Genomic DNA, 11638 nt, shown 5'->3' with positions numbered 1-11638 from the left:
TTAAATCCTATTGAGAGTATAAAACTCTTATATTAAAAATTAAAATGTTCTTTAGAACATTCTAATTTCAAAAATGCATCAACATATGGTACAGCGACTTTATATCCAACCATAAATTTAGTTTTTTCACCATAACTTCCAAAAGAAAATGCATAGGCTGTTATATGTTCACTACCATTTTTTATTCTACATCCTCTGTAGTTTTCAACCTGGATTGCTAAACAAGTATAGGGAGTAGTCACTTTATCTGATTTAAACTTTTTGTCAATAAGAGAAATTTCTTTATTATTTTTATATGCAAAACATTTTTTTGATTTACCATTATACTTAATCATATAATTATCATTTGCCATAAGTATAGAAAAAGAGATCGAACATACAAACAAGAAAAAAATTCTTTCCATGAACTTACCTTTCATTATAATATGTCTCTCCTTCCCCTTTGAAAGGAAGAAGAAATTATAAATTCACAATTCTAATACTGTAATGTAGAAGCATCTATATTACTATGAATTGGAAGATCTTTAAATGCATTTTTATTATCATTTCTAAATGAAGCAAAACCTATTATTTTTGAAGGAGTAGTAGGGAAAACTACTTTGATCATATAAGACCCTTCAGCTACACCAGCTGTAGTAATAAGATCAGAAACATTATATTTCACAGTTTTTTTAGTTTCAAGTTTTGCTAAACCATCATTAACTGAATCAACTTGCGTTTCTGTTCCATCTGCAGCTACAAGCGTAAAGTAAGCATCAACAGTAGTTGAACTAGTGTTTGTAAAACTCAATACTGTCTCAATGTTCGATGCTGTTGACGCTGTAGCATTTGGAACATAACCATTGTAACCATACACTGACCATTCACCTAAGTTTTTATCTGATGCTGACACATATGATTTTGAGTATGCAGCTGTACCTAGTTTTACTGCACTAACTGCAACTTTAAAGCCGGTAGCATCAATTTTAGTACCGCTTGTTGTAGTTGTATTACCATCAAAATCTATTGGATAATCAGTACTAGCAGCAAGTAAACCTGTTGCATTTACATCATATACAAATGAACCGTTTGGCGTTTTTACTACATTATTAAATTTCAAACTACCGATTGATGATACATTATAATCAGTTGTCAGTTTGATATTTGCATCAAGCGTAGCACCACCAAAATCAACTGTTGTACGTGTAAAAGTTATAGTAGCATTATCATCATTAGTTGCAGGTGAGTTTGTAAATAGAGCAAATGACTTTGCAGCATCTATTTGATTATCAAAACTTGTTCCAACTGCTGCACTCCACTCTGTTTTTCCAGTTGCTATAGTTACGCTTCCACTACTAGGATCTACAGTAACGTCATTAACGTTAACTAATGAGAACTTAACACTCGCTACATCAGCACCTTTTAAAATACTGACATTTAAATCACCACTTGTAGTATTAGTATCTTTATCTACTAGAGTTAAGTGAGCACCATCAGCTATAGTATTATTCACATCAAACAATAACTTGGTACCTGTTGGTGTTCCACCACATGTTGGATTTGCTTTTGTAACATACTTTGTTCCATCATACATTACCAATTCACTTGTATTTGCATCACAATTTTGAGAATACGCATTCGTATATTCTACAACTAGTGTACCATCACTAATAGCAGCATTTAATGCAGGTGTATACGTAGCATTTATATCAATTGCAGCTGTAATATTATTATCAGCTATTTTATCTAAGGAAAAAGTCCCCGAATTCGTTCCAGTTACTGTTCCAGCATAAACTGTCCCGTATAAAGCAGCTACTGCTAAAGCAGATAAGCCTATTTTTTTTATAGTCATTATGACTCCTTTTGAGTTAAATTTCGCGCGAAATGACTTCTCCAAGCCAATTCTCATTATTATTCTAGCAAACTTAAACTTAAATTTTTTATAATCCATCTATATTAATATAATTTAATATCTTTTTAAATTTATACGTCTCGCTGTTTATCTCCTGCGGAGTTTTGATAATTACCGGTCGGATGAGTATAATCAGTTCGGATTTGGTTGTTTTTATGCTGTTAGATGCGAACATATTGCCGATCCATGGAATATCTTTTAGCAAAGGCACTCCCCCTTTTGATTTGCTTTTGTTTTGAGAGATCAAACCGCCGAGTAAAATGGAGTCGCCACTTTGAACAACCGCCGTCGTCTGCAGTGAACGGTTAATAATAAGCGGCGAGTTTATGGTTGACGTGTCATTGAGTTGTGCATCCGAAAGCGTAATGGAGATGTTCATTGTAAGCACGCCATTTGAGTTTATAGTCGGTGTAATGTTTAAAATAATACCTGTATTTTTATAAGAGATGTTTTGATTTATGCTCGGCTGAGAAGATGAGCCTAAATCCGCTGCAGAGACTTGACTTGTTATGATAGGAACTTGTGTTCCGACATTTATATTTCCTGTTTTATTATTAAGTATAAGTAATTTTGGTTTTGAGATGATATCGAGCAGTTTTTTTTCAGCATAGGCATTAATGGTCGATTCTAAATGATTTCCTTTAAAAACAACACCGAGACCGCTTCCTCCACCTGTAATATTTAAGATGTTTTTTACTAGTCCTGCATTTTGATTGGTTATGGCATACTCAAAACCAAGAGAAAAAGTATCCGTCATGTCAACATCTGCAACCGTAACTTCAACTAATGTCTGCAAAGGCAGTTTATCTAACTCTTCTATAAATGGGAGAAGCACTCTGTAATGTTTTGGCGTAAGTTTGAGCATCAGCATATTTGTATCGAGATCTGCTGTTACAGTCGGAGTGTATCCTGTACTTTGTAGCAAAAAGCTTGATTGCCCTTTTCCTTGCTTCACTTCTGTTTTTTGCTTTGCTATGTCAGACTTTTTCTTTATGGTTGTCTTTGTTGTTTGTTTTGAGAGTCCAAGCACCTCTTTTAGTGCAGATGCAAGTTCATCTGCTTTTCTGTTTTTTACATGGTAAATGTAGAGTCTTGGTTCCTCTTTTACATCTGTTGGTACATCAAGTTTCTTTTTCCAGTAAAGCAGCATCTTTAACCACTCTTTTTTAGGTGTTATGATATAGAGCATATTCAGATCTTTAATAGGCATCATAACTATGCCGCCTTTTGAAGGAGAATCTACTACATTTATGCCATTGAGAGCAAAAATCTTTTGCATTTGTGACACGAATTTTTCTACTTCTATATCTTGAAAGTTTATAAGATAAGGTGTCTTACCTTTCAAATATGGTCTGTCCAAAAGATCTATGAGTTTTAAGGCTTTACGAATAACAAAAGCTTTTCCTTTCATCGTTTGTATACCATTTATGTAATAATAAAACTTTACATCATTCCCACTTATACCGATTTGTCTAAAAATTTTTATTATATTATTTGGATCTATATAATTATAAGGAACAAAAAGAAGCACTTCTTTGTCTGCATCAAGGTCAGCCGGTAACGAACGACCATATCCAATATATACATCACTACTTAACTCGTTTGCGTTACTTTTGCCAGATTTATGAATGAAAAGCAGATTGTTTTCATCGTTAATTTTTACACCGTTGAGTAGAAGTATCTTTTTGACCACCTTGTAAAACTGTGATACTTTTTGGGTTGTCTGCATATTAAGCGTAATGGGGGTTTTCATCTTTTTTACACTCTCATCTACAGTGTAATTAAGTTTCAACACAGAACCAAAAACCAAGTCTACAAACTCATTGAGAGGAATGGACTCTACTGAGACTTTCACTCTATCACCATGAATGGCTATCTCTTTTTTTGCCTTTCCTTTAAGAGAGAGTTGTTTTTTGTAGCCTTTGTCAAAAAGTGGTACCTTCTCTACTACCGGCTCTTCTTTTGTTTTTTGGGCAACAATTTTTCCTGCTTCATCTTTAAGAGCATATTTTTTTTGCAGTGTCAGTTCGCCTTTTTTATCAAGCTTGTAATGTACATCTTGAAGGTTTTGCAAATCTTCTTGCTTTGGTTTGGGTTTTGCACTCACACAGCCGCTTAAAATGAATGCGATGATGACTAGACTAAATATCTGTTTCATTACTGTCCTTTGGTTTGTATTTTGTAACATTAACATCAAAAAGTTGGAATTGCCACTCTCTTGATGAGTTTTTGTCTGCTAAAAAGAGACTGTTATGTTTTATCTCTTTTATGTAAAGTGTTTTGTCAAGCATTTGATGCAGCTTGAAATCCTGCAAGCCTTTTTTAAATGTTTTTGAGTAAAAACTAATGTAAGGCACTCCTGCTTTATAGTAAAACCCTAAAAATCTGTAACAGTTTTTATCTATGCAGATCTTACTTTTTTCTTGTGTTACCACAAGTTCTGTGCTGTTTTCATCTTTGACATTTTCAGTTGTGTTGGTATCACTCTTTTTCTCTTCATTTTTTATGCCCCAGAGGTAACCAAAACTGCTGTTCGTATCAAACTGTTCTTGATACATTTTTACAATATTTGTGTTGAAAGGTTTTACGCTCTTGCCTACTGTAGTTCTTTTAGAGTTTCCATACTGGTTGAAGGCAAGCAGTACTACCACCAAACAGACAAAACCGTACAAAAGGTAAGTAATTTTATTTTTCATGATGTACCCTGTAGCTAATGAGCTGCATATGTATCTGCAGCATCGGTTTGTTACGCATTCTGTATATGGTAAAGTTTTTAATATTATATATCTTCGTGTTTTTTCGTAATTTATTTATAAAATGAAACATCTTTTTAGGTGTACACTCTAAAGTAGTGTCTATCTTTAAAACATCATACCATTTTGTGCTCAGCGGCACCTGTGCCCATTTGAGGCGCTTCACCGTACATACATCCTTGGCTGCGTTAGTGATGGACTCTTGAAAATCACCCATAGCTTGTGAATAGTTAAACTTTTTTCCATCATAAAAAAGAGTGTCAAATGGAAGTTGAAACTGTTTGATATCCGGTTTTTGTCTGTTAAGCCTTTTTTCTTTATCTATTTTGTATGTAAGCAGTTCTATCTGTTTATGCAGTTTATCTCGCTGAGGCATCAGATAATTAATATAATTTACAAACACTACAAATGAAAATAGCAAAAACAGAAGTTTGTAGTTATTCATGGGTTGCCTTTATCTTCATGGTATATGTATGTATCTTATACCCATCTCTTTGTTTAAATGTATTTTCTATGACTACATCTTTTAAATATGCTATGGCATTAAAACGTTTGAGGTATTTTATAGCATTATCATTTGTCTTTATTTTTATCTTTACAATACCATTGGTCACTGCAAAGAAGCTAACTGTAGCTTTATCTTCGGATTTAATGATTTTATAGAGATCATAGGTTACTTTAAAAGGCTCTACGGGAACAAACTCTGTTTTGACAAACTGTTCTAATTTGTCAACTTCTTGATTGTGCTTTCGTATGGCATTTTTAACATCTGAGTTTTTTGTTTTAAGTGTTTGATACTCTTGCGTAAGAATATCTGCTTTTTTTTGCATAAAGTAACCCTGTGTATAACTCATAAACATATAGATAAAAAGAAGAGACACCAGTGGATAAGTCAGTTTCTGAACAAAAAACTTTTTTAGATTTTCTTTATCCATTTTAAACTGCATAAAAGCAAGTAGTTCTTGCAATGTAAGTCTTTGTAATTCACTTTGCAGTGCTTTGTCGTGCTCTTTTTCATCCAGCATAACTACATTTGTAAGACTATATTCATCTTTTATAATACTAATATTCATAGAGTCTACAGCGTCGTAAGAGACAAAAGCAGCTTGAAGCCTTTTCTCTTTAATCACATAAATCTGCTTTGGAACTGTTTTGAAAATAAAAATGCCATCTTGCTTATTTCGTAATGCTTTGTAAATTAAAAAAGATTCGGGAATAAGTATTTTCTCGTTGAGTTGTTGTTTTTTTAAGAACCAAAGATAAATGACATTCTCTTCTTTATAGCTTAAAATAGCAGGATTCACGATGGGCGAGAGTTTTTCATAGTTCAGCTGAATTAATTCAGGGGAGAGTCTTACCTTTTTTGTAAGAGTAGAGACTTGAAAAAAGCTCTCTTGCATAGGAATGACTTTTAAAATATCGTACTTCAGTAGCAGCTGTATAATTGATTTATGCATTCACTCTCTTTATAATTTAAAAATCTAAGCATTATAGCAAATATTGCTAAATAATTAATAAATTCTATAGAAATCCGTCGTAATGTCTCTATACTGGTTTTTACTAAAATCCATGAATGTCTCAAGATACACAATCGCATCACCAACCTTTGCTTCTATTTTGATTTTTATATGAAAAGAGAGTGAAAAGCCCATCTGTTCATCATAGTAATGAATGTTTTTTCGTATTATATTTATAAATTTCTTATAATCATCATATTTGTACTTTTCTATCTGCTGTGCTGTAGGCATATCTATATGCAATAGTTTTGACAAATAGTCGGCATCAACAAGCGCCATATTGGTCATTGCACCATTTTGTGAAAAGTAGATATATTTTTTGAGGTTATCAAATTCTTTTTCACTTAAAGTATCAACCCCTCTGATAAGTCTCAATTCATCAACACTCTGTAATGCAGGATAATTTCTAGGTAGATAGTGAGAAGTTTTTTGTTTTTGGTAATATGCATCTTCTGCACCGTTTAGACTAGTTTCTCTATCTTTATCTGTCCAGTCTTTTATAGAGTCTTGGATAGTATAGTAAAGTTCTTGATTATCTGCGCTTGCTAAAGCTGCTATCATCTGCGCATTAGGGTATGAAATATTTAGCATAGAAGATGCATCCTGCATAGAAAATGTTAAATTTTTAGTAGCATTATATTCTCTACCATCCAACATTATTTGTTTTGGAAGTTTATATGACAAACTCTGAACATCGTTTATGAGTTTCATACTATCAAAATCAGCAGTAAGGACATAATATTTTAAAACATCAAGATAACTTTGTGCCATAAGCCGTGCTGCTAGTTTATTTTGAACACCTTTTGTAAGCGTCAGGCTGTCTTTTGAAAGACTTAAAATCAACACAATACCTAAAAGCAGTGCAGCAACAATCCACATAACGATAGAGAGCGCAAACCCTTCTCTACTCTTCATATATGGCATTGTAGGTCCTTGCTGCTGTTTGATTATCATCCTCTTCTATTTTAGAATAGACGCTTATGTCTTTTTCATCTTTTTTAATTTTTAGATAAATCTCTTTTGGTATTTCCTTTGCTATTTGGCGTACCAAAGCTCCTTGGTTGTTGATATAATAAAATTCGCATTTGTCCAAGTCATTATAAATTTTTAGTTTATGCGTATTTTTTAGACTAAAAGAGGGTTGCAGGTAATCCATGTTACCATAAAGGAGTTCTTCTTTATAGATCAGGGAATGATTGAGACAAGAGAGTTCAACAAGGGAAACTTTGTCAGTATATACAGGGTTGTTTGTCATAAAAAGCGCATGTGTTTCATCTGCACTAAAAAAATAATCTAATTTCCTTATAGGCTGATGTAGCATGTCATATTCTTGTACTACATAATACTTAATTGACTCAAGTGCAGATTTGATTTGATTGTATTTTAAAACATCATTGATGGCCTCTGTTTTTGTTTTATGAATTGTTAAAAGCTGCATCCTAAATGAAAAAATAGCCACTCCAATGAGAAGTGTTATCAGGACAATGGCAACAAGCATCTCTACTAAAGTAAAAGCTTTTTTCAAAACACTTTCTTTGTTGTTAGTTTTTGGTAGCTGTACTCTTTTTTAAAGTTATTTTTTTTTAGTGTGATGACAACTTTGGAAAGTATTGCCACAACATTATCAATGTTACCTTCCGGATCACCTAGGTCCATTGCTTTTACATACTTTCTTTTCTCAATTTCCTGGCGACACTCTGCCTTGTACTCAAAATCGTTAAGCGTTCCGCTCATCACTCTTTTTTTTTGGCAGATATCCGCATCGATATAATCTTTGATATTTATAATTGCTCTGTAAACATCTTCATACCGAACTTGCTGAGTTTGTACTAAATTAAGATGTTTAATGGTTGTTACGGAAGTCGCAACTACCATAAAAAGAATAAGAAGTGATACCAGAACCTCAATGGTTATCATGGCCGTTCTCAAGCATAACTCCTTTTTTTAAGATCAAATAGTTTTTTTTATCTATAGTGACATTTATATCTTTTGCCTGTAAAAAAGCTTTTGCTTTATCTTTTGAGAGTTTCTGCTTCGTCTTTATCTTAGTGAGTGAATGCCCATAGCTTGAAAGCATTTTAGCTCCCTGTGGAATGACAACTGCCATCACTAGAGTCAAAATAACCAAAACGACCAGTAATTCTATAAGAGTAAAAGCCTCTCTCACACTAACCAACCATGTCTGTCATACTCATAACCGCCATCATAATAGCAACAACAATAATGGCTATAAACACTCCAAGTCCTACAATGACCGCCGGCTCTAAAATGGATAAAATCTTTTTTACATTTGCACTAAAAGCATCACTGTGTCTTATAGATAGTGATTTAAAGACCTCAGCAAGTGACGCACTGCTCTCACCAACATATAACAGTGCAATGTCACTTGTGGGAATAATACTGCTCATGGCAAATACATCACTAAGTTTTTGTCCTCTTTTTATCTCAAAAAGTGCTGTTTTGAGCAGATTTTTTAGCTCAGGAAGCAAAGAAACAGATTGCAGCTGTTTTAAAGCTTTGTCTATCTCCAGTCCTCCTACAAGCATAGTACTTAAAGCACTGTAAACGATAGTCAGCTGTAAATCAATGATAATACTTGAGAGTTTTGGAACTTTATAAAAGAAACTCATCCATGAAATTGTCACTTTTTTAAAAAAAACAATAAGTCCGGCGATTACAATACCAATAACTGCAAATGCTTCGCCCATATGTGCATTTAAAAATTTACCTGTAGAGAGAACCGCATAAGAGATACCCGGAAGTTGTGCGAATTCATCGGCTGAAAAAATAGTTGAGAATCTGGGGATTATAAGGAAAAAAATTAAAAAAGAGACAACAATACTCATACCGATTAAAAAAAATGGATATGCAAGTGCCTGCTTGACATCTGATCGAATTTTTTTTTGAAAAGTCAGATATTCAAAAAGTTGATAAAGCCCTGTTGTAACTGAACCGACTTCCTCTGCTGTGGAGATAAAACTAATAGCAAGCGAATCAATAGTGATATTTTCATTTTTAAGTGCTTTTTTCAAAGCAGTTGAGAGTTGTTCACCTGCTTTTAACTCTTCTAAAATAGTTTTTAGAATTCTTTTATAAGCTGCTTTTTTTGTTGTTTGAGAAAGTACTTTAACAGCTTTGTCTATAGGCATTCCTGATTTTGTAAGATAATAAAGTTCTTCAATAAATGCTAAAAAGTCATCTTGAGTAAATTTAGAATTATCGACTTTTTCTTTTGTCTCTTTGACACTGGTAAGTAAGAGCTTCTTTTTTTGAAGCATCAACTCAAAGTCCTCTTTTGTGCCCGCAAAAGAACCCTGAATCACTTCTCCGCTTCCTATAACTGCTTCATACTCAAAAATTGATTTCATATAGATTGTCCATTATACTAATCTTGCAACTTCATCAAGCGAAATAGCACCCTCTAAAAACTTAATGATAGCATCATCCTGTAGTGTTCTATAGCCTAGCTTTTGAATATCTTTAAAGTCTTTGTTTTTATCTAGTTCTTTGATAACGGCATCATCAAATGGAATTATTTCCATAATTGGCATTCTTCCTTTGTAGCCTGTATAGTTGCACTCTTTACAACCGACTGCCCTGCATGGATGATATGCAGACTCTATATATTGTTCAAGTTTTTCAATATTGTAAGCATTTTTTTGCGCCTGTGTTATTTCTATCGGTTCTTTACAATGTTTACAGAGTCGTCTTGCAAGTCTCTGTGCCATTAAGCCTACAATCGAAGATTTAAGTAAAAAATACTCCATTCCCATATCTAAAAGTCTTGAAATCGCACCTATGGCTGAGTTGGTGTGTAAAGTTGAAAGCACTAAGTGACCTGTTAATGCTGACTGTATAGCTATTTTTGCTGTTTCTGTATCACGAATTTCACCTATGAGAATCACATCCGGATCTTGGCGTAAAATAGAACGCAGAGCATTTGCAAAAGTGTAGTCTATATTTGCTTTTACCTGAATTTGGCTAATTCCATCGAGTTGGTACTCTACAGGGTCTTCAACGGTTATGATCTTTATAGCATCACTATTAATGTAATCTAGTGCAGCATAAAGAGTAGAGGTCTTACCGCTTCCTGTCGGACCTGTTGTCAATAAAATTCCATTAGGTTTTTTCAACATCTCTTTTAAAAGTTTGAGGTTATCTTGATGAAACCCCATGTTATCAATATTTAAATCAATAGCATCATTGCCTAAAAATCTCAATACAAAACTTTCACCAAATGCGGTAGGTACAGACGATGAACGAATATCTATCTCTTGCGAAGATATTTTAATACTGATACGACCATCCTGAGGGAGTCTGTTTTCTGAAATATTCATCTTTGAAATAAGCTTCAATCGTGCGGTAACTGCTTGTTTAAGTTTGTTTGAAATAGTATCAACTGTTTGTAAAACACCATCAATACGAAAACGAACTTTAATTCCATGTTTGTATGATTCAAAATGAATATCAGAGACATAAGCATTGACAGCTTTTGAAAAGATATTGTTTACTAATTTGATTACAGGTGCCTCAGAAGCAAGTTCTTTAAGTTTATCTACTTCATCTTCAAAGATGTCTTCATCATCTTCTTCATCGCTTCTTTCGTAAAGCTCTTTAACTTGACGCAATTCTTCTTCTGTTGCAAGATAAACGGTAAGCTGTTTTTTTACAGCTGATTCAATGGTTGCCAGTACAGAACTCTGAAGCGGGTCATGAGTAATGACACAAAGGCTTGATTCATCTTCTTTTATAGGAAAGATATTGTTTATAACAAAATATTCACTGACAATACCGTCTATACTTATGATTTTTTTTTCATCATGGAAATTTTTATAGAGTTCAAAACCATACTGTTTAGCCAATACTTCAACATAAACTATGTCCGAAATAGATCCTAAGTTTAAAAGGATGTTTCCAATCTGTCCACCATACTCTTTACGAATACTATAGGCTTGTTCAATATCCTCTTTTGTGCATCTGTTTTGCGCTAATAAGATATCTTCAAATTTTTGCATCTATTCCCACACTGAGACATCTTTAGCGTCATCGTTTCCACCTTCTTTGCCATCAGAACCTAAATGATACAAGTCATAAGGCTCTGAATTTTTTCCCGGACTTTTATAATGATACGGATATCCCCATGGGTCTTCTTTTACAGCTTTTGGAAGGTAAGGCCCATCCCAGTTCTTTAAAGATGAGTCTTTTGCCCATAAAATTTTAAGTCCTTCCTGTGTTGTCGGATAACGTCCAACATCAAGTCGAAAACCATCAAGAGCTTGTGAGAGCATCTGCATCTGTGTATTTGCTGTTTTTACTTTCGCAGTATCTAGCTTACCAAAAAACTTTGGTGCAACTAACGATGAAAGTAGTGCAATAATAACAATAACTACTAAGAGTTCTACAAGTGTAAAAGCTTTTCTAAATTGATTTTTTTTTCTCATTTTATAATTTTTCTCCAAAATTTTAGTGAAATTTTA

At 33.5% G+C, this 11638-nt stretch carries 13 protein-coding genes; all 13 read right to left on the bottom strand.

What is annotated here, in order from left to right; translation table 11 throughout:
* Positions 1-32 precede the first annotated feature (32 nt).
* Positions 33-404: a hypothetical protein gene (locus tag SAUT_RS01380; protein ID WP_041675101.1), complete on the bottom strand. Its 372-nt coding sequence runs from the start codon at positions 402-404 to the stop codon at positions 33-35.
* 71 nt (positions 405-475) lie between these two features.
* Positions 476-1831, bottom strand: a complete 1356-nt coding sequence (locus tag SAUT_RS01375; RefSeq protein WP_013326082.1) for a hypothetical protein — start codon at positions 1829-1831, stop codon at positions 476-478.
* 88 nt (positions 1832-1919) lie between these two features.
* A complete protein-coding gene (locus tag SAUT_RS01370) occupies positions 1920-4049 on the bottom strand; it encodes a type II secretion system protein D (protein ID WP_013326081.1) in 2130 nt (709 codons plus the stop codon).
* Positions 4033-4587, bottom strand: a complete 555-nt coding sequence (locus SAUT_RS01365) for a hypothetical protein (protein ID WP_013326080.1) — start codon at positions 4585-4587, stop codon at positions 4033-4035. Before SAUT_RS01365 ends, SAUT_RS01370 begins: the two co-directional genes overlap by 17 nt.
* Entirely contained in the window at positions 4577-5089 is a 513-nt protein-coding gene (locus tag SAUT_RS01360) for a hypothetical protein (RefSeq protein WP_013326079.1), read from the bottom strand. The genes SAUT_RS01365 and SAUT_RS01360 overlap by 11 nt, the downstream gene beginning before the upstream one ends.
* Positions 5082-6101 carry a hypothetical protein gene (locus SAUT_RS01355; protein WP_013326078.1) on the bottom strand — a complete coding sequence of 340 codons (1020 nt, stop codon included), beginning with the start codon at positions 6099-6101 and terminating at the stop codon, positions 5082-5084. The genes SAUT_RS01360 and SAUT_RS01355 overlap by 8 nt, the downstream gene beginning before the upstream one ends.
* A 54-nt stretch (positions 6102-6155) precedes the next feature.
* Positions 6156-7085 (bottom strand): type II secretion system protein GspK, encoded by a 930-nt coding sequence (locus SAUT_RS01350; protein ID WP_013326077.1) that lies wholly within the window; start codon positions 7083-7085, stop codon positions 6156-6158.
* Positions 7066-7686, bottom strand: a complete 621-nt coding sequence (locus SAUT_RS01345) for a type II secretion system protein (protein WP_013326076.1) — start codon at positions 7684-7686, stop codon at positions 7066-7068. The genes SAUT_RS01350 and SAUT_RS01345 overlap by 20 nt, the downstream gene beginning before the upstream one ends.
* The gene (locus tag SAUT_RS01340; protein WP_013326075.1) at positions 7683-8078 is read right to left on the bottom strand and encodes a hypothetical protein; all 396 of its coding nucleotides are present in this window, start codon (positions 8076-8078) and stop codon (positions 7683-7685) included. The genes SAUT_RS01345 and SAUT_RS01340 overlap by 4 nt, the downstream gene beginning before the upstream one ends.
* Positions 8065-8328 carry a prepilin-type N-terminal cleavage/methylation domain-containing protein gene (locus tag SAUT_RS01335; protein ID WP_041675099.1) on the bottom strand — a complete coding sequence of 88 codons (264 nt, stop codon included), beginning with the start codon at positions 8326-8328 and terminating at the stop codon, positions 8065-8067. The genes SAUT_RS01340 and SAUT_RS01335 overlap by 14 nt, the downstream gene beginning before the upstream one ends.
* A gap of 1 nt (position 8329) precedes the next feature.
* The gene (locus SAUT_RS01330; RefSeq protein WP_013326073.1) at positions 8330-9529 is read right to left on the bottom strand and encodes a type II secretion system F family protein; all 1200 of its coding nucleotides are present in this window, start codon (positions 9527-9529) and stop codon (positions 8330-8332) included.
* 12 nt (positions 9530-9541) lie between these two features.
* Entirely contained in the window at positions 9542-11176 is a 1635-nt protein-coding gene (locus SAUT_RS01325) for a GspE/PulE family protein (protein WP_013326072.1), read from the bottom strand.
* Positions 11177-11602 carry a type II secretion system major pseudopilin GspG gene (gene gspG, locus SAUT_RS01320; protein WP_013326071.1) on the bottom strand — a complete coding sequence of 142 codons (426 nt, stop codon included), beginning with the start codon at positions 11600-11602 and terminating at the stop codon, positions 11177-11179. It abuts the gene before it with no gap.
* Positions 11603-11638: the final 36 nt, after the last annotated feature.

It is taken from the genome of Sulfurimonas autotrophica DSM 16294 (assembly GCF_000147355.1).
GTDB lineage: Bacteria > Campylobacterota > Campylobacteria > Campylobacterales > Sulfurimonadaceae > Sulfurimonas > Sulfurimonas autotrophica.
Note: the sequence above shows the minus strand (reverse complement) of the source record. Positions and strands in the feature narration are given on the sequence as shown.

What these genes read in the sequence shown, in the direction of transcription:
- SAUT_RS01380 (WP_041675101.1), bottom strand. Translation starts at nt 404, where the DNA reads ATGGAAAGAATTTTTTTCTTGTTTGTATGTTCGATCTCTTTTTCTATA.
- SAUT_RS01375 (WP_013326082.1), bottom strand. Translation starts at nt 1,831, where the DNA reads ATGACTATAAAAAAAATAGGCTTATCTGCTTTAGCAGTAGCTGCTTTA.
- SAUT_RS01370 (WP_013326081.1), bottom strand. Translation starts at nt 4,049, where the DNA reads ATGAAACAGATATTTAGTCTAGTCATCATCGCATTCATTTTAAGCGGC.
- SAUT_RS01365 (WP_013326080.1), bottom strand. Translation starts at nt 4,587, where the DNA reads ATGAAAAATAAAATTACTTACCTTTTGTACGGTTTTGTCTGTTTGGTG.
- SAUT_RS01360 (WP_013326079.1), bottom strand. Translation starts at nt 5,089, where the DNA reads ATGAATAACTACAAACTTCTGTTTTTGCTATTTTCATTTGTAGTGTTT.
- SAUT_RS01355 (WP_013326078.1), bottom strand. Translation starts at nt 6,101, where the DNA reads ATGCATAAATCAATTATACAGCTGCTACTGAAGTACGATATTTTAAAA.
- SAUT_RS01350 (WP_013326077.1), bottom strand. Translation starts at nt 7,085, where the DNA reads ATGCCATATATGAAGAGTAGAGAAGGGTTTGCGCTCTCTATCGTTATG.
- SAUT_RS01340 (WP_013326075.1), bottom strand. Translation starts at nt 8,078, where the DNA reads ATGATAACCATTGAGGTTCTGGTATCACTTCTTATTCTTTTTATGGTA.
- SAUT_RS01330 (WP_013326073.1), bottom strand. Translation starts at nt 9,529, where the DNA reads ATGAAATCAATTTTTGAGTATGAAGCAGTTATAGGAAGCGGAGAAGTG.
- SAUT_RS01325 (WP_013326072.1), bottom strand. Translation starts at nt 11,176, where the DNA reads ATGCAAAAATTTGAAGATATCTTATTAGCGCAAAACAGATGCACAAAA.
- gspG (WP_013326071.1), bottom strand. Translation starts at nt 11,602, where the DNA reads ATGAGAAAAAAAAATCAATTTAGAAAAGCTTTTACACTTGTAGAACTC.